This is a genomic window from Verrucosispora sp. WMMC514, from assembly GCF_027497295.1.
GTDB classification, from domain to species: domain Bacteria; phylum Actinomycetota; class Actinomycetes; order Mycobacteriales; family Micromonosporaceae; genus Micromonospora; species Micromonospora palythoicola.
Window position 1 is genome coordinate 1,239,712 of the sequence record NZ_CP114906.1, and the last position, 20,901, is coordinate 1,260,612.

Here is a 20,901-nt window from a genome sequence, read left to right on the forward strand (position 1 = left end):
TCCGCCGGGGTCCGCGCGTCACAGCTCGTTCGCCTGCCGGATGACGGTGACCAGCTCGTCGATGATCTCGGTGAGCGCGAAGTCCTTCGGAGTGAACACCCGGGCCACCCCGGCCGCGCGCAACTTCTCGGCGTCCCGGGTGGGAATGATGCCGCCGACCACCACCGGCAGATCCGGTCGGCCGGCGGCCCGCAACCCGTCGAGCACCGCCGGCACCGCCGCCAGGTGCGAGCCGGAGAGCACGGAGAGCCCGACCAGGTCCACGTCCTCCTCGACCGCGGCGGCCACGATCTGCCCGGCGGTGAGCCGGATACCCTGGTAGACCACCTCGAAGCCGGCGTCGCGGGCGCGGACCGCGATCTGCTCCGCGCCGTTGGAGTGCCCGTCCAGGCCGGGCTTGCCGACGAGCAGTCGCAGCCGCGCGTTGCCCAGCTCGCGGGCGGTGGCGGCGACCCGGGCGCGGACCTCGGCCAGCCCGTCGTCACCGCCGCTCGCGGACCCGCCCACCAGGCCGGTGGGTGCCCGGTACTCGCCGAAGACCTGGCGCAGGGCCGCCGCCCACTCCCCCGTGGTCACCCCCACCCGAACGCACTCGAGCGTGGCCGTCATCAGGTTGGCCGTGGTCGCGGCGTCCGCGCGCAGCCGGGCCAGGGCGGCGTCCACCGCCGCCGCGTCGCGGTCGGCCCGCCAGGCGCGTACGGCCGCCGAGGCGGCGATCTCCACGGCGGGGTCGACCTGCTCGACCGCCTCGGCACCGGCGGCAGTCAGCGGCGACGGTTCGGTCTCGGTGAACCGGTTGACGCCGACCACCACGTCGCTGCCGGCCTCGATCCGTCGCCGCCGATCGGCCAGGGAGGCCACCAGGGCGCTCTTGAGGTATCCGGTCTCCACGGCGGCGACCACGCCGCCCATCTCCAGCACCGTCGCCAGCTCGGCCCGGGCGCCGGTGACGATCTCGTCGACCAGCGCGGTCATCACGTGCGAGCCGTCGAACAGGTCCGGGTACTCCAGCAGGTCCGACTCGTAGGCGAGCACCTGCTGCATGCGCAGCGACCACTGCTGGTCCCACGGTCGGGGCAGGCCGAGCGCCTCGTTCCAGGCCGGTAGCTGCACCGCCCGCGCCCGCGCCTGCCGGGAGAGGGTGACCCCGAGCATCTCCAGCACGATCCGCGGCACGTTGTTCTCCGGCTGCGCCTCGGTCAGGCCGAGGGAGTTGACCTGCACGCCGTACCGGAAGCGGCGCTGTCGCGGGTCCGTCACGCCGTACCGGTCGTGGGTGAGCTGGTCCCACAGCACGCCGAACGCGCGCATCTTGGCGATCTCCTCGACGAACCGCACCCCGGCGTTGACGAAGAACGACATCCGCTGCACCACCTCGCCCATCCGCATCGCCGGCACCTGGCCGCCCGCGCGCACCGCGTCGAGCACCGCCACCGCCGTGGCCAGCGCGAACGCCACCTCCTGCACCGGCGTGGCCCCGGCCTCCTGGAGGTGGTACGAGCAGATGTTCACCGGGTTCCAGCGCGGCATCTCGCGCAGCGTGTACGCGATCACGTCGGCGGTCAGTCTCAGCGAGGCGGCCGGCGGGAAGATGTGCGTCCCCCGGGAGAGGTACTCCTTGATGATGTCGTTCTGGGTGGTGCCGGCACAGCGGGCCGGTTCGGCACCCTGTTCGGTGGCGACCGTGCCGTAGAGGCCGAGCAGCCACATCGCCGGTGCGTTGATGGTCATCGAGGTGTTCATGTCGGCCAGCGGAATGCCGTCGAAGAGCGCCCGCATGTCACCCAGGTGCGACACCGGGACGCCGACCCGACCGACCTCGCCGGTGGCGAGTTCGTGGTCGGGGTCGTACCCGGTCTGGGTGGGCAGGTCGAAGGCGACCGACAGGCCGGTCTGCCCCTTGGCCAGGTTGCGACGGAAGAGCGCGTTCGTCGCGGCGGCCGAGGAGTGCCCCGCGTACGTCCGCATCACCCAGGGACGGTCCCGCTCCGGCAGCCGGCCCATGAGTGCCTTCTCGTCCATGGCCGGTAGTCTAAGTTACCGTTCAGTAGAACGGGTTGTGCAAAACCACACAGCCTCCGCCGCCCCCGGTGCGGACGCCGGGTCACGGCGGGCCGCACACTTGACGGCATGAGTGACGACGTCGCGATCCGCGTCCGAGGGCTGCGCAAGACGTACGGCGGCCCTCCCGCGGTCGCCGGGCTGGACCTGGACGTCCACCGGGGCGAGGTGTTCGCCCTGCTCGGGCCGAACGGCGCCGGCAAGACCACCACCGTGGAGATCCTGGAGGGCTACCGCCAGCGCGACGCCGGCGAGGTACGCGTTCTCGACGTCGACCCGGCCAACCCGACGCGCGACTGGCGGGGGCGGGTCGGCATCGTGTTCCAGGGCACCGGTGAGTTCGACGAACTTTCCGTCGCCGAGGTGGTGCACCACTTCGCCGGCTTCTACCCCGACGCCGACGACCCCGACAAGGTGATCGAACGGGTCGGGCTGACCGCCAAGGCCCGCGCCCGTACGCACACCCTCTCCGGCGGACAGAAGCGGCGGCTCGACGTGGCGCTCGGCATCATCGGCCGCCCGGAACTGCTCTTCCTGGACGAGCCGACCACCGGCTTCGACCCGGAGGCCCGGCGGGAGTTCTGGGAGCTGATCCGTGATCTCGCCGCCGCCGGCACCACGATCGTGCTGACCACGCACTACCTGGACGAGGCCGAGGCGCTCGCCGACCGGGTGGGTGTGATCGCCGGCGGCCGGCTGGTCGAGGTCGCCGCACCGAACCAGCTCGGCAACCGGCAGGAGGCGCTGGCCACGGTCTCCTGGCGTACTCCGGACGGCACGCTGGACAGCACGCAGAGCGCGACGCCGACGGCGCTGGTGGCGGACCTCGCCGCGCGGTTCGGCGGCGAGGTGCCCGGCCTGACCGTCACCCGACCCACTCTCGAGGACATCTACCTGACGATGATCGGACACCGATGACCACCACGACGAGACCGGCGGAGCCGGTCACCGCCGCGGCTCCGGCCCGGCGGAGCGGTCCGGCCGGCCTCGCCCTGCGGCAGGGGCGGCTGGAGATCCGGCAGTTCCTGCGCAGCCGTGAGTCCGTCGTGTTCACGCTGGGCTTCCCCCTCATCATGGTGCTGATCTTCGCGTCGATCTTCGACGAGGAGATCGCTCCCGGGGTGAGCTACACGCAGTACTTCATCACCGGCATGATCGCGACCGGCCTGATGACGGTCAGCTTCCAGAACCTCGGCATCTGGATCCCGATCGAGCGGGACCGGGGGGTGCTCAAGCGCTACCGGGGCACGCCGATGCCGAAGTGGGTCTGGTTCGCCGGCAAGGTGATCATGGTGCTGGTGACCGGCGTCGTGATGACCGCGCTGCTGCTCGCGGTGTCGGTGACGCTGTTCGACCTGGAGCTGCCGACCACCACCACGGCCTGGGTGACCTTCGGCTGGGTCAGCGCCCTGGGGGTGACCGCCTGCACGCTCTGCGGCATCGCCATCTCGTCGCTGGCCCGCACCGCCCGCAGCGGCTCGGCGGTGGTCACCCCGGTCGCGCTGGTGCTCCAGTTCATCTCCGGGGTGTTCTTCGTCTTCACCAACCTGCCGAGCTGGATGCAGCAGGTGGCGGCGCTGTTTCCACTCAAGTGGATGTGCCAGGGGCTACGGGCGGTCTTCCTGCCGGAAAGCTTCGGCGCGGACGAGCCCGGCGGCTCGTTCGAGCTGACCCGCGTCGCCGTGGTGCTGGGCGTCTGGTGCGTGATCGGCCTGGTGCTCTGCCTGACCACCTTCCGGTGGACCACCCGCCGCGACGGCTGAGCCACGGGGAGGGCCGCACGGCCCTCCCCACAGCTGCGTCAGTACGAGTAGAAGCCCTGGCCGGTCTTGCGGCCCAGGTCACCGGCGGTGGCCATGCGCTGCAACAGCTCCGGCGGGAAGAACTTCTCGTCGGCCGTGTCGGTGTAGATGTTGCGCGTCGCGTTCAGCAGCACGTCGACACCGGTCAGGTCGACGGTGGCCAGCGGGCCCATCGCGTGCCCGAAGCCGAGCCGGCAGGCGGTGTCCAGGTCCTCGGCGGAGATCACGCCGGCCTCGACCAGCTTGACCGCCTCCATGGCCAGGGCGCAGATCAACCGGGTGGTGACGAAGCCGGCGATGTCGCGGTTCACCACCACGACGGTCTTGCCGATCTCCTCAGCGAAGGACCTCACCCGCTCCAGGGTGGCGTCGCTGGTCTTGTAGCCGCGCACCAGCTCGCAGAGCTTCATCATCGGCACCGGCGAGAAGAAGTGGGTGCCGACGACCGCCTCCGGACGCTCGGTGGCCGTCGCGATCTGGGTCACCGGGATCGCCGAGGTGTTGGTGGCCAGCACCGCGTCCGCCTTGCAGATCTTGTCCAGCGCGCGGAACACCTCGTGCTTGATCTCCAGCTTCTCGAAGACCGCTTCGACGACGATGTCCGCGTCGCCGGCCGCCTCCAGCTCGGTGGTGGTGGTGATCCGCGCGAGCGCCGCCTCGACCTCGTCGCCGGAGAGCTTGCCCTTCTCGGCGAACTTCGTCAGCGACCGCCGGATGCCGTCCAGACCACGCGTCGTCGCCGTCTCGTCCAGATCCCGCAGCACCACCTGCCAGCCGGCCTGCGCCGCCACCTGGGCGATGCCCGAACCCATCAGACCGGCACCGATGACCGCGAGTCGACCCGCCATGCTGCTACTCCCTCGCTGCGAATGAGTGTCTGCCTGCACCCTAGTCGGCGAGCCTGAACGATGGCTAAGTCGCTCAGATGGTCAGCTCGGGTTCCTCCGGCGCGGTCGCCCGCTCCACCTCGATGCCCAGCGCCCGCAGGTCGGCCACGAAGTCGGGATAGCCCCGGTCCACGTGGTGCACGTGGGACACCTCGGTCACCCCGTCGGCGCAGAGCCCGGCGATGATGAGCCCGGCGCCGGCCCGGATGTCGGTCGCGCGGACCGGCGCGCCGGAGAGCCGCTCCCGGCCGCGTACCACCGCGTGATGCCCGTCGGTCTTGATGTCCGCGCCCAGCCGCATCATCTCGTTGGCGAACATGAACCGGCCGTCGAAGATGTTCTCGGTGATCAGAGAGGCGCCCTCGCTCAACGCCGCGAGCCCGATCGCCATCGGCAACAGGTCGGTGGCGAAGCCCGGATAGGGCAACGTGACCACGTCCACCGCGCGGGGCCGGTCGTCCATGCGTACCCGGAAGCTGTCCGCCCGGGTCTCCACCATGCCGCCGGCCGTCACCACCTTGTCGAGCGCGACCTCCAGGAACGCGGGATCGAGGCCGGTCACGGTCACGTCGCCACGGGTCATCGCCGCGCCGAACGCCCAGGTTCCCGCGACGATCCGGTCCCCCACGGTGGCGTGCCGGACCGGACTCAGCCGAGGTACGCCGACGATGGTGATCGTCGAGGTGCCCTCGCCGTCGATGAGCGCACCCATCCGCTGGAGCATCGTGCAGATGTCGACGATCTCGGGCTCCCGGGCCGCGTTGTCGATCACGGTGGTGCCCTCCGCCAGCACCGCCGCCATGACGAGGTTCTCGGTCGCCCCGACGCTCGGGAAGTCCAGCACGATCTCCGCGCCCCGCAGCCCGTCCGGGGCCGAGGCGATCACGAAGCCGTGCTCGCCGGAGATGTCGGCACCCATCCGGGTCAACCCGGAGATGTGCATGTCCAGGCCCCGGGAGCCGATCGCGTCACCACCCGGATGGGCCACCCGCACGTACCCGCGTCGGGCCAGCAACGGACCCAGCACGCAGATCGACGCCCGCAGCCGGCGGACCAGGTCGTAGTCGGCCTCGACGCCGGGCTGCTCCGGCACGTCGATGGTGACCGAACGGGACCGGGCCACCCCGCCGACCGCCACCATCGGGTCCACCGGATCGTCGGCGTCGAACCGTACGCCGCAACCGAGGCGGCGCAGCACCTCACCCATGATCGCGATGTCGGTGATCCGGGGCACGTTCGTGATCACCGTACGACCGGGCGCGAGCAGCGCGGCGGCCATCAGCTTCAACGCCGAGTTCTTCGCACCGACCACGTGCACGGTGCCGGCGAGCCGGGCGCCGCCGCGTACCCGGATGACGTCGACGTCGGCGATCGCGGCGTCACCGGCGTCACCCGGGCCGACGCCCGCCGGCCAACCCGCGCCGGCATCCGGTCGGGCCGGGATCGTCAGGTCCGGTATCCGTAGGCTGTGCGTCATGGCCGTCCACCTCACGCGCATCTACACCAAGGCCGGCGACGCCGGCATGACCAGGCTGAGCAACAACGAGCAGGTGCCGAAGAACGATCCGCGGATCGCCGCGTACGCCGACGTCGACGAGTGCAACGCCGCACTCGGCGTGGCACTCGCCCTGGGCCAGCTACCCGACGGGCTCCGCGCGGTGCTGGCGTCGATCCAGAACGACCTGTTCGACGTGGGCGCCGACCTGTCCACGCCCGTCGAACCGGACCCGAAGTACCCGCCGCTGCGGGTGACCGAGGAATACGTCGAGCGCCTCGAGGGCTGGTGCGACGAGTACAACGCGCGCCTGAGCAAGCTCGACTCCTTCATCCTCCCCGGCGGCACGGCGGGCGCGGCGCTGCTGCACGCGGCGCGGACGATCGCCCGGCGCGCCGAGCGGTCGGCGTGGGCCCTCATCACCCACGACCCCGACCGGACCAGCCACCTCCCGGCCAAGTATCTCAACCGGCTGTCGGATCTGCTCTTTATCCTGTCAAGAACGGCAAATCCGGACGGAGACGTGCTATGGGTGCCCGGCGGAGGCCGGTGACCTTCGGTGCACTGCACCACGTGGAGGTCTGGGTACCCGACCTGAACGCCGCAATGCGTAGCTGGGGCTGGCTGCTCGGCGAGTTGGGCTGGACGTCGTTCCAGCAGTGGCCGGTCGGTCACTCCTGGCGACTCGGCCCGACATATCTGGTACTGGAGGCATCACCCGCACTCACCGGCACCCGTCACGACCGACGCGCCCCGGGCCTCAACCACCTGGCCTTCCACGCCGGCCCGACCGCCGCCGTGGACCGGCTGGTCGAGCAGGCGCCGGCGTACGGCTGGGAGCTGCTCTTCGCCGACCGGCACCCGTACGCCGGCGGGCCCGACACGTACGCCGGGTATCTGGCGGACGGGCAGGGGTACGAGGTGGAGTTGGTGGCCTCGGGCTGAGCTTGTCTTCGGGTTGATTGCTGTTTGGGGGGCTGGGGGCGACCGTGCCCGGCTCCGGGCGGTCAGGCTTGATCCCTGCGCCGGGCACGGTCGCCCCCAGCCTGACCTGGTCGGTCCCCGCCCGGGCGTGGGCGTTGAGCCAGCCCGGGTGGGTTTGACTGTCGGCTGTCTGTTGTCTGTTGTCCGCTGGACAGTTCAGTTTGTGGTGCTGCTGGCTGTCTGGCGATCTGGTCGCGGTCAGTGCGCTTGGTGGTGTGCGGATACGCCGCTGGCCGGCACCCGGGTTCGGGTGCCGGCCAGCGGCTTTCTGCTCCCCCTGTGGAGGAATGTTCGTGGTGGTCAGCTGGTGGTGGTCAGCTGGTCCAGTGTTCGGCGACGAGGTCGGCGGCCTGCTGTTCCCACTGGGCGTAGTGGTCGGGGTAGGCCGACACCTGCACGGTCTGCGCGGCCTGGGTCAGCGGCATGTCCTGCCAGCCGTCGACCTGCTTCAAACCCTTCAGGAACGCCAGGGTGGAGTACTCGGGGTCGGTGATCTGCTCCACCGTGCCCCACCCGCTGGACGGGCGCTGCTGGAACAGGCCCTGCGAGTCGTGGTCGTTGCGGTCACCCAGGTGACCCAGGTTCTCCAGCTTCGACTCCTGCAACGCGGTCGCGATCGACACCACGGCGGCACGCTCGTCCATGCCGGCCTTCTTCGTCGCCGCGATGATCGCCTTGACGTTGCTGATCTGCTCGTCGTTCAGGTCGACGTGCGACTGGTTGCTCGGGGTGCCGTGCGGCAGCAGCTTGCTGGTGTCGGGCTTGTCGGCCTGCACCGCCGCCGCGACCGGGTTGCTGGTGACCGGGGTGGCCTCGGCGTGGGCGGCTGAGGTTCCCCCGATAGCTCGGAGACTTTCGATCATGGTCTGATAGGCCCTGACCAGGAGGTTTTCTGTGCCCGCCCCTCGTAAGTACCCGGACGAGTTGCGCCAGCGTGCGGTGCGGCTCTACCGGGAGTCCGACCCCAAACCGGTGATCAAGCGCTTGGCCGAGCAACTCGGTGTGCATCCCGAGGCGCTGCGTAACTGGATCCGCCAGGACCAGGCTGATCACGGTGAGCGCTTCGACCAGCCCACCACCGCCGAGGCCGAGGAACTGCGCCGGCTCCGCAAGGAGGTCGCTGAGCTGCGCCGAGCCAATGAGATCCTCAAGGCCGCGTCCGCTTTTTTCGCATCGGAACTCGACCCGACCCGGCGACGGTCATGACGCTCGTGAGCGAGCTGCGCGACCGCTTCGGGGTCGAGCCCGTCCTCCGGGTCCTGAACATCGCCCCGTCGACCTACTACGGGTGGCTGGCCCGCGAGGCCACTCCCGGCCCGCGGGAGGTCGAAGACCGCGGGCTGCTGTCGGAGATCGTCGACATCCACGACCGGTCCGGGCAGACGTATGGCAGCCCGCGCGTGCATGCCACCCTCGCCCGCCGGGGCATCCGCGTGGGCCGCAAGCGCATCGAGCGGCTGATGCGTGAACACGACCGGCAAGGAGCCTTCCTGCGTAAGGGCTGGCGGGGCGGGTCCACGAAGCAGAACCCGAAGGCCGATCCGGCACCGGACCTGGTCAACCGGAACTTCACCACCGACGCCCCGAACCGGCTGTGGGTGGCCGACGCGACCCGAATCACCTGCGGTGATGGTGTGCTCTGGCTGGCCGCGGTCCGCGACGCGTTCTCCAACCGGATCGTGGGCTGGAAAACCTCCGACCGGTGCAACACCGACCTCGTCCTCGGCGCCCTCGAGTACGGGATCTGGTCACGCGACGTGCGTGACGGTCAGTTGATCCATCACAGCGACCGCGGATCGACCTACACCGCGATCAAATTCTCCGAACGCCTGGCAGACAACGGGATCCTGCCCTCGATGGGCTCCGTCGGGGACTCCTACGACAACGCCCTGATGGAAAACTTCTTCAGCACCCTGAAAATCGAACTGGTCTACCGCACCTCGTGGCGTACCCGAGACGAAGCGGAGAACGCGATCTTCGCCTACATCGACGGGTGGTACAACCGCGAACGCATCCAGAAGGACCTCGGCTGGCTGTCACCCGACGAGTACGAAGCCGCCTGGTACACAAAGAACATCGATACACCGAACCCCGTGAACACCACCCACGAACAGGCTCTAGCCTGCTAAAACGCCCTCCGCGTTATCGGGGGAACCTCACCCGCCTGGGCGGGCGGTGTCTTCCTCGGCCGTTCAGCAATGTCCAACGACCGCCGGCCCGCCATCATTCCCGGGCCTGCACCCACCCACCGTGCGGCGGGCGATCTTCCTCGGTCGCTCACCCGTCTACAACCACCCCGGCCCGCCACCCATTCCGCCCGAGCCCCCGACCACTCCGCGATCTTGGTCCGAAACCGCCCACCGAGGGGCACGACCGCACCAAGATCTCCAACCGGCGACACTGACAGAAACGGACAGACGGCACATTCGGGCGAAGTGGCCGCACGACGGGGTGTGGCCCGGCGTGCCCGGCGCAGGGATCAAGCCTGACCGCCCGGAGCCGGGCACGGCGGGCCACACCCCCACACGGTTGATCATGAGGTCGGGGTGGAGGGGGGTGGGGCTGTTAGGCGGCGGGCCAGTCTTGGGAGGCCATACGTGGCGAGACCGCCCCCGGAGGGGCGGCCTCGAGCCAGGAGAGAAACCCGGTGACGGTGGATCGTGCCATGGCGATCTCGACCGGGGCGTGTCGACTGGTACAGCGGAGGATGATCCAGTCGGCCGGCATGGACATTCGTTCCTGCCCCTCGGGCAGTCGCCGTCGTTCGACCGCCAGCCCTTCGCGGGACAGCACCCGCTTGGGGCGTACGGCGAAACTGAACATCCGGTACCAACGGAGTTCGTCGCCGACGAAGCGGCCGAAACCGGGTGACCAGCCGCGACCGTCGAGCATGGTGGAGGTCCGGACACTGAGCCGGATGATGCCTCCGCTACGGGTGACCAGAGCCCGCCGGATGAAGAGGAACAGGAACGCGCCGAGAAGTACGGCGACGCCGATTCCGACCCCTTCGACGATCTCCATCGGCGGGTCGGCTCAGTTGCCGGAAGCCGCGGCGGCCGGAGTGGCGGTCTCGGCCAGTACGGTCACGCCCTGCTCGCTGACCGAGATGAAGCCGCCTGCCACGTCGTAGCTGAGCTGCTCACCCCCGGAGAGCTTGATGCGTACCTGGCCGGGCTCGGCGAGCTGGCCGAGCAGGGGTGCGTGCCCCGGCAGCACACCCAGCTCACCCTCGGTCGTCCGGGCCATGACCATCTCGGCCGTGCCGGACCAGACCTTCTCCTCGACGGCCACGAGCTGGACGTTAAGCTGCTCTGCCACGCTGTCTCCTTGCTGAGGCGGCGGATTGGGGAAATTCTAGTCGCGCCCGGGACCTGTTCTTCAGGCGGGTGCCAAGACCCGCGCCACGTTCAGCTCCTGTTCACCAGCTTCGGATGTTCGAGCAGGAACGGGTCCAACAGTTCCCGCTCCAGCGCGACGAAGAAGTCGTCCACCTCGGGCGCGAACTGTTCACCGAGGTACTTGCCGTTCTCCTTGATTCCGCCACCCGGCAACTTGATCATCTGGATGTTGCCGGGACGGATGTCCTTGAGCGCGACGGCGAAGTCGAGCACGCTGTGCCCCCGGCCGCTGAAGATCAGCGACTCGCCGGCCGCGCGGAGCACCTTGTCCAGCTTCACCGGGTTGGTCACCACGTCGGCGCTGAGGGCCTGACCGGCCATCGCCTTGACGAACTGCTGCTGGTGCCGCTGCCGGCCGTAGTCGCCGTCGGGGACACCGTTCTCCGGGTACCGCTGGCGGACGTAGTCCAGCGCCTGCCAACCGCTGAGGTGCTGCTTGCCCTTCGGGTAGACCGCCTGCGGCCCGATGTAGCCCTCGCCGTTGGGGTTGCCCTGGCGGTGCTTGCCGCTCGGCTCCCGGTGCTCCGAGCGGACCTCCCGCTCGATCTTCATCGTGACGCCGCCCATGGCGTCGACGATCTTCTGGAAACCGGAGAAGTTGATGATCGCGCCCGCGTCGAACCGCTTGATGCCGGTGACCCGCTGCACGGTGATGGCGAGCAGCTCGAAGCCCTTCGCCGCGTCCGGCTTTCCGCCGGGCACCCGGCTGCCGTACGACATCGCCGCGTTCAGCTTGGTGGTGTCGCCGGGGAAGTTGGCCTTCTCGAACGGCGGGATCTCCACGTAGAGGTCACGCGGCAGAGAGAAGAGGTACGCGCGGTCCATCTCCTTCGGCACGTGCAGCACCATGATCGCGTCGGACAGCGGCGGGGTGTCCTTGTCGCGAGGATCGATGCCGACCAGCAGGATGTTGAGCGGGCCCTTGATGTCGCTCTTGGGAGTGGCGCCGGCCGCCTGGTCGCCGAAGAGGTCCGCTTTGCCGACCGCGCCCTCGTAGCGGGCGATCAGCGCCTCCGCGCCCACCAGACTGGTCCCGCTGAGCACCATCAGGACAACGCCGAAGATGGTGCAGAGCTGCGCCCAGCGGGGCACGCCCCGCCACACCGACGAGCGCCCACCACGCTTGCCGCGTCTGCCGGCCTTACCCACAAGCATCTCCGTTCGTCACGCCCCCGGGGGGAAGTACGGGCGCGCGGGGCCGAATGGTTTAACCAATCAACGCTCATCGGCGCATGAGCGTGGCTGTGCGATGCCCAGCGGAACTGACCGCGACCGCGCCTCGCCACTGCACGGTCGCCCTCCTGGACATCGCAACGACGGTAGCTCGCAGTCGGCGTGATCGCCGAGCACGGGTCACCGGGCAGCGGCGATGGTACGTCGTAAAGATGAACAGAAGGCCGCCCCGGGGTTACCGGGACGGCCTTCTTTCTGGTGTCTCTGTGTGGCGAAGGTCAGCCCTTCATCAGCTCGGCGGCCTTCTTCTCCAGGTCGTCGAGCCCACCGCACATGAAGAACGCCTGCTCGGGGAAGTGGTCGTACTCCCCCTCGCTGATCTTGCGGAACGCCTCGATGGTCTCCTTGATCGGGACCGTCGAGCCCGGCACGCCGGTGAACTGCTCCGCCGCGTAGGTGTTCTGCGACAGGAAGCGCTCGATCCGCCGGGCCCGCTGGACCGTGATCTTGTCTTCCTCGGAGAGTTCCTCGATACCGAGGATGGCGATGATGTCCTGCAGGTCCTTGTAGCGCTGGAGGATCCGCTTCACCTCGCTGGCCACCTGGAAGTGCTCCTGGCCGACGAACTCGGGGGCCAGGATCCGCGAGGAGGAGGCCAGCGGGTCCACCGCCGGGTAGATGCCCTTGTCGGAGATGGACCGCTCCAGGTTGGTGGTCGCGTCCAGGTGGGCGAACGTGGTGGCCGGCGCCGGGTCGGTGTAGTCGTCCGCCGGCACGTAGATCGCCTGCATCGAGGTGATGGCCTGGCCCCGGACGGAGGTAATCCGCTCCTGCAGCTCACCCATCTCGTCGGCCAGGGTCGGCTGGTAACCCACCGCGCTGGGCATCCGGCCCAGCAGGGTGGAGACCTCGGAACCGGCCTGGGTGAAGCGGAAGATGTTGTCGATGAAGAGCAGCACCTCCTGCTTCTTCACGTCCCGGAAGTACTCCGCCATGGTCAGCGCGGAAAGCGCGACCCGCAGCCGGGTGCCCGGCGGCTCGTCCATCTGGCCGTAGACCAGAGCGGTCTTGTCGATGACGCCGGAGTCGGTCATCTCGTGGATGAGGTCGTTGCCCTCACGGGTGCGCTCACCCACGCCGGCGAAGACCGAGGTACCACCGAAGTTACGGGCGACCCGGGTGATCATCTCCTGGATGAGCACCGTCTTGCCCACCCCGGCACCGCCGAACAGGCCGATCTTGCCGCCCTTGACGTACGGGGCGAGCAGGTCGATGACCTTGATGCCGGTCTCCAGCATCTCAGTCTTCGGCTCCAGGTCCGCGAAGGCCGGGGCCTTGCGGTGGATGCCCCAGTGGTCGTCGGCCTGGATGGTCTCGCCCTCGGTCAGGTTGAGGCACTCACCGATGGCGTTGAACACGTGGCCCTTGACCGCGTCGCCGACCGGCACCTTGATCGGGCCGCCGGTGTCCCGGACGTCGGCACCGCGCACCAGGCCGTCGGTCGGCTGCATCGAGATGGCGCGGACCAGGTTGTCACCCAGGTGCTGGGCGACCTCCAGGGTCAGCGTCTTCTCGCCGCCGGACAGGGTCACGTCCACGTGCAGCGCGTTGAACAGGTCCGGCATGGCGTCGCGCGGGAACTCGGCGTCGACGACCGGGCCGATGACCCGGACCACGCGACCGGTGGCCGTCTTGGTCTCGGCTGGTCCTCCAGCAGCGGTGGAAACAGTCATCACACTTCACTTCCCGACGCGGCCAGCGCGTTCGCGCCGCCGACGATCTCACTGATCTCCTGGGTGATCCCGGCCTGGCGGGCCGAGTTCATCTCACGCGTGTACTTGTCGATCATCTCTTCGGCGTTGTCGGTGGCGCTCTTCATCGCCCGCCGCCGGGCCGCCGACTCGCTGGCCGCCGACTCCAGCAACGCCGCGTAGATCCGCGTGTTGATGTACTTCGGCAGCAGCGCGTCGAGCAGCGCCTCCGCGTCCGGCTCGAACTCGTACGCCGGCAGCGCACCCTCCGCGCGGGGCCGTTCCTCGATCTGCAACGGCCCGATGATGCGGGTGATCGGGTTCTGGGTCATCAGGGACTTGAACTCGGTGTAGACGATGTGCAACTCGTCCACGCCGCGTACCCCGTCCGGGCCCGGATCGCCGTCGGTGTCGTCCGCACCGGCGGTGAACGCCTTGATCAGCGTCTCACCGACCTCGCGCGCGTCGGCGAAGGACGGCTGCTCCGAGAAGCCCGTCCAACTGGCCTCGATCGGCCGGTTGCGGAACCGGTAGAACGACACGCCCTTGCGCCCGATGACGTAGAGCACCGGCTCCTTGCCGTCGGCCTTGAGCCGGGCGATCAACGACTCCGCCGTCCGGATGGCGTTGGAGCTGTAGCCACCGGCCAGGCCGCGGTCGGAGGTCACCAGCAGCACGCCCGCCCGCCGCACCCGCTCGCGCGGGGTGAGCAGCGGGTGGTCGACCGAGGCGTTGGACGCCAGCGCGGTGAGCACACCGGTGACGGCCTGGGCGTACGGCAGGGACGCCTCCACCCGGGCCTGGGCCTTGGCGATCCGGCTCGTCGCCACGAGCTCCATCGCCTTGGTGATCTTCTTCATCCCCTTCGCCGAGCGGATCCGTTGACGAAGAACACGTACCTGCGCCGCCATGGCCCGGCCCTACTGCTTCTCGGCCGGAGCCTCGCCGCTGTACCGGGTGACCGTCTCGTGCTCGGCCTCGCCCTCCAGCGGCGCCGCCGGCGCCTCGTTGATCGTGCGCTCGTCCTCACGGCCGAGGAAGCCCTGCTTGAACTCCGCGACGGCCGAGTCGAGGGTGGCGATGATGTCGTCGTCCCACTTGTTGTCGGCGATCGCCTGGAGCGTGGCGTTGTGCTTGCGCCGCAGGTGCTCCAGGAACTGGGTCTCGAAGCGCCGCACGTCGCCGACCGGGACGTCGTCCAGCTTGCCCTCGGTGCCGGCCCAGACGGCCACCACCTGCTCCTGCACCGGGTACGGGGAGTAGTTCGGCTGCTTGAGCAGCTCCACCAGGCGGGCACCGCGATCCAGCTGGGCGCGGGAGGCCTTGTCCAGGTCGGAGGCGAAGGCGGCGAACGCCTCCAGCTCCCGGAACTGGGCCAGGTTCAGCCGCAGCGAACCGGAGACCTTCTTCATCGGCTTCACCTGAGCGGCGCCGCCGACCCGGGAGACCGAGGTGCCGACGTTGATCGCCGGCCGGACGCCCTGGTTGAACAGGTCGGTCTCCAGGAAGATCTGACCGTCGGTGATCGAGATGACGTTGGTCGGAATGAAGGCCGAGATGTCGTTGGCCTTCGTCTCGATGATCGGCAGGCCGGTCATCGAGCCGCCACCCATCTCGTCGGAGAGCTTCGCGCAGCGCTCCAGCAGCCGGGAGTGCAGGTAGAAGACGTCACCCGGGTACGCCTCACGGCCCGGCGGGCGACGCAGCAGCAGCGACACGGCCCGGTACGCCTCGGCCTGCTTGCTCAGGTCGTCGAAGACCACGAGCACGTGCTTGCCGCCGTACATCCAGTGCTGGCCGATCGACGAGCCGGTGTACGGGGCGAGGTACTTGAAGCCGGCCGGGTCCGACGCCGGGGAGGCGACGATGGTGGTGTACTCCATCGCGCCCGCCTCCTCAAGGATGCCCTTGATGCCGGCGATGGTGGAGGCCTTCTGGCCGATGGCGACGTAGATGCAGCGGACCTGCTTCTTCGGGTCGCCGGAGGCCCAGTTCTCCCGCTGGTTGAGGATGGTGTCCAGGGCGACGGTGGTCTTGCCGGTCTTCCGGTCACCGATGATCAGCTGCCGCTGGCCCCGACCGATCGGGGTCATCGCGTCGATGGCCTTGATGCCGGTCTGCATCGGCTCGAAGACGGACTGCCGGGCCATCACGTTGGGGGCCTGCAGCTCCAGCTCGCGGTAGCCCTCGTCGGCGATCTCGCCGAGGCCGTCGATCGGCTGGCCGAGCGCGTTGACCACGCGGCCCAGGAAGGCGTCGCCGACCGGCACCGAGAGCACCCGGCCGGTGCGCTTGACGCGCTGCCCCTCCTCCAGCCCGGAGTAGTCGCCGAGGACGACGACACCGATCTCCCGGACGTCGAGGTTCAGCGCCACGCCGAGCGTGCCGTCCTCGAACTCCAGCAGCTCGTTGGTCATGGTCGAGGGCAGGCCCTCGACGTGGGCGATGCCGTCGCCGGTGTCGGCGACGGTGCCGACCTCCTCACGGGAGACGTCGGGCGAATAGGAGGAGACGTAGCGCTCAAGGGCGCCGCGGATCTCCTCCGTCGAGATGGTCAGCTCGGCCATCCTCTGCTTCCTTAAGTATCAGGGGCCCGGGATACCTAGTACCGACCGGTCCTCGGGTCGACTGTCTTTCCGGGCGCTTCGCGGGTGCTGGTCAGCGCTTCGCGAGCGCGTTGCGGGTCTCGTTGAGGCGGCGCAGGATCGTCCCGTCGTAGAGGTCCGAACCCACCCGTACGCTCACTCCACCGAGGATCGTCGGGTCAACCGTAAGCTTGACAGCAACCTGTCGATCGTATATGGCGGATAGCCGATCGCCCAGTCGCCGCTCCTCCTCCTCGGTGAGCGGGGCGGCGACCGTCACGTACGCGACCTGCCGGTCCCGCCGCTCCGCCGCCAGCTCCACCAGCCGGGACAACGCGGCGGTGAACGACCGGCCACCGAAGCCGGCCAGCGCCGCCTCCGCCAGCCGCACCGTCACCGGCCGAGCCTTGCCCGTCAGGAGCATCCCGACCAGCTCGGCCCGCTGGGCCACCGGCGCCATCGGGTCGGACAGGGCATTGGACAGCTGCGGGTCCGCCGCGACCACCTGGCCGAAACGGAACAGCTCGTCCTCCACCTCGCCCAGCTCGTCGGCGCGGTCGGCGCTGGCGAGCAGGGCCTGCACGCCGAGACCTTCCGCGCCGTCGAGCAGCTCCGACGGCACCGACCAGCGGCCGGCGACAAGCGTCCCGAGCAGGTCGAGCGTGTCCGCACCGACCTTGCCGGAGAGCACCGAGTTCAGCAGGCCGGTGCGGTCCGCACCCTCGCGGGCCGGGTCGGAGAGCGCCCGGCGCAGCCGGACCTCCCGCCGCAGCAGGTCCGCGACGGCGAGCAGTTCCGCACCGGTGCCGGCCACGGTCGACGGCTCGGCACCGGCGACGTACGCCTCCAGCCGCGCGAGCGCGGCGGCGTAGGACTCCCGGCTGGCGGCCTGCATCAGCGGGCCCCCGCGCTCTCGAGGTCGGTGAGGAACCGCTCGACGGTGCCCTTGCGGCGGGCCTCGTCGGCGAGCGACTCGCCCACGATCCGGCTGGCCAGGTCGACCGCGAGACCGCCGACCTCCGCGCGCAGCTCGCGCACGATGGTCTGGCGCTCCACGGCCAGCGACTCCCGGCCGGCGGCGATGATCCGGTCGGATTCCTCCCGGGCCTTGGCCAGGATCTCCGTCCGGATCGACTCGGCGTCGGCGCGGGCGTCGTCCCGGATCCGGGCCGCCTCGGTACGCACCTCGGCGAGCTGGGCCCGGTACTGCTCCAGCAGCTGGTTGGCCTCGGCCTGAGCGGCCTCGGCACGCTTGAGGCCGCCCTCGATCGCGTCGACCCGCGCCTGGTACATCGCCTCCATGCGCGGCATCACGAACTTCATCAGCACGAAGCAGAGCAGGGCGAAGGCGATCGTCCCGACGACGAGCTCCTGCCAGATCGGCACGAGCGGGTGATGCTCTACACCTTCAGCGGCGACATACATGTCAGACCTCCGGGTCGCGTCGGGCTACGTCAGACTGCGAACGCGAGCACCAGGCCGAACAGGGCGAGCGCCTCGACCAGCGCGAAGCCCAGGACCAGCCAGGTGCGGTTGTAGCCGGCGGACTCCGGCTGGCGGGCGCTGGCCTGGATGTAGGCCGCGAAGACCAGGGCGACACCGATGCCGGGGCCGATGGCGGCGAGACCGTAACCGATGGTGTTGACGCTGCCCTCGATGGCGGCAATAACGTCCATTGCGGGTATTCCTCCTAGTAGACGCGTGATTCCTCACGCGTACGCGGTCGTACCGGAAGCTTGGTCGGGCCGGGCGGCCCGCCGAGGTCTGTGGATCAGTGCCCGTCGGCGAGCGACGTGCCGATGTAGTTGGCGGTCAGGGTGACGAAGACGTAGGCCTGCAACAGCGCGACGAGCACCTCGAAGAAGGCCATCAGGATCGCCATCAGGAACGAGAAGACCGACGTCACCTGGACGAAGACGTTGTCCGAGGCGAGCATCACGAAGCCGCCGACGGTGAACACCAGCAGGATCAGGTGCCCGGCGAACATGTTGGCGAAGAGTCGCACCGCCAGCGTGACGGGTCGGTTGATGAAGTTCTGCAGGAACTCGATCGGGATCAGCAGGACGTGCATCGGCCACGGCACGCCCGGGATGATCAGGCTCTGCTTGAGGTAGCGGCCCAGACCCTGCTTGCGGACACCGATGTAGAGGTACATCACGTAGGTGATCGCGGCTAGCACGATCGGGAAGGCGATGTGCGAGTTCGGGGAGATCTGCAACCCGGGGGTGACGCCGAAGAGGTTGGTCACCGCGATGAAGCAGAACAGCACGGTGAAGTAGGGCGCGAACCGGATGCCGTCCTTGCCCATCTGCTCGCGGGCGATGTTGTCCCGGACCAGGCCGTAGATCGACTCGGCCATCCACTGACCCTTGCTCGGCACCAGCTTCGGGTTCCGGTAGGTGGCCATGAAGAAGATGATCAGAAGCCCGACGGCCAGCCAGATCATCAGCGTGAACTTCGTGACCCACGGGCCGGCGAGATCCGGCGGGTAGAAGTCTCCGACGCTGGGGGGCCAGGGAAGGCCCTCTGCGGCGACAAGCTGTCCGCTCACCGTGTCATCCTCCGCACTCGACAGACCCGCGCGTGCCGGCACTCAGGCACTGAGCCTCTTCATGATCAGGTAGATCGCTCCGGCTGCGCCGAGCATCATGCCCACGGCGATTCCGACGCCGGTCGGCAGGCCCAGGAACTCCCCCGCCAACCAGCCGAGGAATCCCCACACCACGATGCCGGCGAGCAGGTAGCCGAGGACGGCTCCGGCGACACCTTCCGACGAGTGTTCGTCGGGGCTTCTGCGGTGTGGGTTGTCGGCCATGACGAGGCGAACACTATCAGCCGGGTGTTTCGCGAGTGTGCGGCACCCCCCACACTGCGGGCAGCGTGCGGGCGGCGGGTGCGGCGCGTCAAGCCGGGGTTAGCCTACTCCTGTCCGGCCAGCCGGACAGGCCGACGAAACGCCGGGGAAACTCCAGCCGTACGGTCAGTGATCCGACGGACGGTCCACGCTGGGCAGCGGGGAGCGCAACGCCCAGGTCAGGTGGGCACCGGTCCACACCAGCACGGCCGCGATGATGGCCGCCCCCATGTCCGGCAGCCCCGGCCAGCCGGTGGCCGCCACGGCTGCCATCGCCACCCCCAGGATGACGATCTTCGTGGCGTAGGTGACCAGCCCCACCGACATGATCAGTCGCGGGTGGACCGCGTCCGCCCAGGCCACCGAGAGACCCGAGATCAGGTAGCTGACGACCACCAGGGCGATGCCGGCGGCCACGCCGGCCGCACCGGTCGGGCCGCGCAGCACGGCGGCGGCCGGCACCGCGACCACCGCCAGCGCGGCACAGGCCAGCAGCGGCAGGCGCAGGTACGGCAGCCGGGCCCGGATCGCGCCGGGTTCCCCGGCCCGGGGCGCGGTCGCCCGGGGTACGCCGGGTCCGCCCGAAGGCGCGCTCATCGGGGGTACGCCGGGAACTCGGCCGCCAGTTCGGCCGCGTCGGCGGCGATCCGGGCCAACTCGTCGACGCCACCCGGGGCGGACGGGTCGGTCCGCACCGCCCGGGCGATCAACCCGGCGATCTGACGCATCTGCGCCTCCCCCATGCCCTGGGTGGTGACGCTCGGCGTACCCACCCGGATCCCGGAGGCGACAAACGGCTTCTGCGGGTCGTACGGGATCGCGTTCTTGTTCAGCGTGATGGTCGCCGCGTCGCAGCGCGCCTCCGCCTCGGCGCCGGTGACCCCGGTCTCCCGCAGGTCGATCAGGGCCAGGTGGGTGTCGGTGCCGCCGGAGACCGGACGCATCCCCTCGGCGGCCAGCCCGGCGGCGAGCGCCCGGGCGTTCGCCACCACCTGCGCGGCGTAACCGCGGTACGCCGGTTGCGCCGCCTCGTGCAACGCGACCGCCTTGGCCGCCACGGCGTGCATCAGCGGGCCGCCCTGGGTGAACGGGAAGACCGCCTTGTCGATCCGCTCGGCCAACGCCTCCCGGCAGAGGATCATGCCGCCGCGCGGGCCGCGCAGCACCTTGTGGGTGGTCGCGCAGACCACGTCGGCGTACGGCACCGGCGACGGGATCGCCTGCCCGGCGACCAGCCCGATGAAGTGCGCGGCATCCACCATCAGGTACGCGCCCACCTCGTCGGCGATCTCCCGGAACCGGGCGAAGTCGATCAGCCGTGGGTACGCGGTCGCGCCACAAATGATCATCTTCGGCTGGTGGGTGCGGGCGAGATCCCGTACCTCGTCGTAGTCGATCAGCTCGGTGTCCCGCCGGACGGTGTAGCCGACGGGTTTGAACCACCGGCCGGAGAAGTTCACCCGGCTGCCGTGGGTGAGGTGCCCCCCGTGCGGCAGCTCCATCGCCAGCACCGTGTCACCCGGCTGGACCAGCGCGGCGTACGCGGCCAGGTTGGCGCTCGCGCCGGAGTGCGGCTGGAGGTTGGCGTGCTCGGCGCCGAAAAGGTCCTTCGCCCGGGCGATGCCGAGTTCCTCAGCCCGGTCCACCTGCGCGCAGCCGCCGTAGTAGCGCCGGCCCGGATAGCCCTCGGCGTACTTGTTGGTGAGCGTCGAGCCCAGCGCCGCCAGCACGGCCGGCGAGGTGAGGTTCTCGCTGGCGATCAGCTGCAGCCCGCCGCGCAGCCGGTCCAGCTCGCCCAGCACCACCTCCGCGATCTCCGGGTCGGCCGTGCTGAGCTGCTCGAAGTCCGGCCCCCAGAAGGTGCCCTCGGCGGTCTCCACAGCGCCAGAGTCTAGGAGACCGCAGACTGGA

General features: G+C 69.6%; 23 protein-coding genes and 1 other annotated feature. Of the genes, 6 read left to right on the forward strand and 17 right to left on the reverse strand.

Annotated features, from left to right (window positions below):
- Positions 1-18: 18 nt before the first annotated feature.
- Positions 19-2,022: a protein meaA gene (locus tag O7597_RS05595; RefSeq protein WP_281582179.1), complete on the reverse strand. Its 2,004-nt coding sequence runs from the start codon at positions 2,020-2,022 to the stop codon at positions 19-21.
- Positions 2,023-2,130: 108 nt separating this feature from the next.
- Between O7597_RS05595 and O7597_RS05600 the strand changes: the two genes are divergently transcribed.
- Together O7597_RS05600 and O7597_RS05605 are read left to right on the forward strand one after the other, a co-directional pair.
- Positions 2,131-2,979, forward strand: coding sequence for an ABC transporter ATP-binding protein (locus O7597_RS05600; protein ID WP_281582180.1), 849 nt, complete (start codon positions 2,131-2,133; stop codon positions 2,977-2,979).
- Positions 2,976-3,824: an ABC transporter permease gene (locus tag O7597_RS05605; RefSeq protein ID WP_164447632.1), complete on the forward strand. Its 849-nt coding sequence runs from the start codon at positions 2,976-2,978 to the stop codon at positions 3,822-3,824. Before O7597_RS05600 ends, O7597_RS05605 begins: the two co-directional genes overlap by 4 nt.
- A gap of 38 nt (positions 3,825-3,862) precedes the next feature.
- Here the strand turns inward: O7597_RS05605 and O7597_RS05610 are convergent, their stop codons facing one another.
- Together O7597_RS05610 and murA are read right to left on the reverse strand one after the other, a co-directional pair.
- Positions 3,863-4,711: a 3-hydroxyacyl-CoA dehydrogenase family protein gene (locus tag O7597_RS05610; RefSeq protein WP_269738049.1), complete on the reverse strand. Its 849-nt coding sequence runs from the start codon at positions 4,709-4,711 to the stop codon at positions 3,863-3,865.
- Between the two features lie 73 nt (positions 4,712-4,784).
- The gene (murA, locus tag O7597_RS05615; RefSeq protein WP_281582181.1) at positions 4,785-6,227 is read right to left on the reverse strand and encodes a UDP-N-acetylglucosamine 1-carboxyvinyltransferase; all 1,443 of its coding nucleotides are present in this window, start codon (positions 6,225-6,227) and stop codon (positions 4,785-4,787) included.
- On the opposite strand from murA, the gene O7597_RS05620 reads away from it, so the two are divergent.
- Together O7597_RS05620 and O7597_RS05625 are read left to right on the forward strand one after the other, a co-directional pair.
- Complete coding sequence (locus O7597_RS05620; RefSeq protein WP_164447635.1) at positions 6,226-6,798, forward strand: cob(I)yrinic acid a,c-diamide adenosyltransferase; 573 nt, start codon at positions 6,226-6,228, stop codon at positions 6,796-6,798. The two genes, murA and O7597_RS05620, sit on opposite strands and share 2 nt — an antisense overlap.
- A complete protein-coding gene (locus tag O7597_RS05625; RefSeq protein ID WP_269738051.1) occupies positions 6,774-7,190 on the forward strand; it encodes a VOC family protein in 417 nt (138 codons plus the stop codon). Before O7597_RS05620 ends, O7597_RS05625 begins: the two co-directional genes overlap by 25 nt.
- 353 nt (positions 7,191-7,543) lie before the next feature.
- Here O7597_RS05625 and O7597_RS05630 read toward each other — a convergent pair whose 3' ends face one another.
- Positions 7,544-8,092, reverse strand: coding sequence for a hypothetical protein (locus tag O7597_RS05630; protein ID WP_281582182.1), 549 nt, complete (start codon positions 8,090-8,092; stop codon positions 7,544-7,546).
- 31 nt (positions 8,093-8,123) lie between these two features.
- Here O7597_RS05630 and O7597_RS05635 point away from each other — a divergent pair, with 31 nt between their 5' ends.
- Together O7597_RS05635 and O7597_RS05640 are read left to right on the forward strand one after the other, a co-directional pair.
- Positions 8,124-8,435, forward strand: a complete 312-nt coding sequence (locus O7597_RS05635) for a transposase (protein ID WP_269742286.1) — start codon at positions 8,124-8,126, stop codon at positions 8,433-8,435.
- Positions 8,390-8,503 (forward strand) — a sequence feature (AL1L pseudoknot). Its footprint overlaps the gene before it by 46 nt.
- The gene (locus O7597_RS05640; protein WP_281580763.1) at positions 8,432-9,358 is read left to right on the forward strand and encodes an IS3 family transposase; all 927 of its coding nucleotides are present in this window, start codon (positions 8,432-8,434) and stop codon (positions 9,356-9,358) included. It overlaps the preceding feature by 72 nt. Before O7597_RS05635 ends, O7597_RS05640 begins: the two co-directional genes overlap by 4 nt.
- Before the next feature lie 436 nt (positions 9,359-9,794).
- Here O7597_RS05640 and O7597_RS05645 read toward each other — a convergent pair whose 3' ends face one another.
- The 13 genes from O7597_RS05645 to glyA all read right to left on the reverse strand — a co-directional run bounded on the left by O7597_RS05645 (position 9,795) and on the right by glyA (position 20,870).
- Positions 9,795-10,250 carry a DUF2550 domain-containing protein gene (locus O7597_RS05645; RefSeq protein WP_093405446.1) on the reverse strand — a complete coding sequence of 152 codons (456 nt, stop codon included), beginning with the start codon at positions 10,248-10,250 and terminating at the stop codon, positions 9,795-9,797.
- A gap of 12 nt (positions 10,251-10,262) precedes the next feature.
- Entirely contained in the window at positions 10,263-10,547 is a 285-nt protein-coding gene (locus tag O7597_RS05650) for a F0F1 ATP synthase subunit epsilon (RefSeq protein WP_269738053.1), read from the reverse strand.
- Between the two features lie 89 nt (positions 10,548-10,636).
- Positions 10,637-11,782 (reverse strand): LCP family protein, encoded by a 1,146-nt coding sequence (locus O7597_RS05655; RefSeq protein WP_269738054.1) that lies wholly within the window; start codon positions 11,780-11,782, stop codon positions 10,637-10,639.
- Between the two features lie 296 nt (positions 11,783-12,078).
- Positions 12,079-13,536 carry a F0F1 ATP synthase subunit beta gene (gene atpD, locus O7597_RS05660; RefSeq protein ID WP_269738055.1) on the reverse strand — a complete coding sequence of 486 codons (1,458 nt, stop codon included), beginning with the start codon at positions 13,534-13,536 and terminating at the stop codon, positions 12,079-12,081.
- Entirely contained in the window at positions 13,533-14,462 is a 930-nt protein-coding gene (locus O7597_RS05665) for a F0F1 ATP synthase subunit gamma (protein ID WP_269738056.1), read from the reverse strand. The genes atpD and O7597_RS05665 overlap by 4 nt, the downstream gene beginning before the upstream one ends.
- Before the next feature lie 9 nt (positions 14,463-14,471).
- Complete coding sequence (gene atpA / locus O7597_RS05670; RefSeq protein WP_093405432.1) at positions 14,472-16,118, reverse strand: F0F1 ATP synthase subunit alpha; 1,647 nt, start codon at positions 16,116-16,118, stop codon at positions 14,472-14,474.
- A 91-nt stretch (positions 16,119-16,209) separates the two neighbouring features.
- Positions 16,210-17,031, reverse strand: a complete 822-nt coding sequence (locus O7597_RS05675; RefSeq protein WP_269738057.1) for a F0F1 ATP synthase subunit delta — start codon at positions 17,029-17,031, stop codon at positions 16,210-16,212.
- Complete coding sequence (locus tag O7597_RS05680) at positions 17,031-17,561, reverse strand: F0F1 ATP synthase subunit B (RefSeq protein ID WP_210941328.1); 531 nt, start codon at positions 17,559-17,561, stop codon at positions 17,031-17,033. The genes O7597_RS05675 and O7597_RS05680 overlap by 1 nt, the downstream gene beginning before the upstream one ends.
- Positions 17,562-17,590: 29 nt before the next feature.
- Positions 17,591-17,812 (reverse strand): ATP synthase F0 subunit C, encoded by a 222-nt coding sequence (gene atpE, locus O7597_RS05685; RefSeq protein WP_013735640.1) that lies wholly within the window; start codon positions 17,810-17,812, stop codon positions 17,591-17,593.
- 95 nt (positions 17,813-17,907) lie between these two features.
- Positions 17,908-18,729: a F0F1 ATP synthase subunit A gene (gene atpB / locus O7597_RS05690; RefSeq protein WP_164447646.1), complete on the reverse strand. Its 822-nt coding sequence runs from the start codon at positions 18,727-18,729 to the stop codon at positions 17,908-17,910.
- The gene (locus O7597_RS05695; protein ID WP_093405421.1) at positions 18,730-18,951 is read right to left on the reverse strand and encodes a hypothetical protein; all 222 of its coding nucleotides are present in this window, start codon (positions 18,949-18,951) and stop codon (positions 18,730-18,732) included.
- A gap of 165 nt (positions 18,952-19,116) precedes the next feature.
- Entirely contained in the window at positions 19,117-19,587 is a 471-nt protein-coding gene (locus O7597_RS05700; protein WP_269738058.1) for a hypothetical protein, read from the reverse strand.
- A complete protein-coding gene (glyA, locus tag O7597_RS05705; RefSeq protein ID WP_281582183.1) occupies positions 19,584-20,870 on the reverse strand; it encodes a serine hydroxymethyltransferase in 1,287 nt (428 codons plus the stop codon). Before glyA ends, O7597_RS05700 begins: the two co-directional genes overlap by 4 nt.
- Positions 20,871-20,901 lie beyond the last annotated feature (31 nt).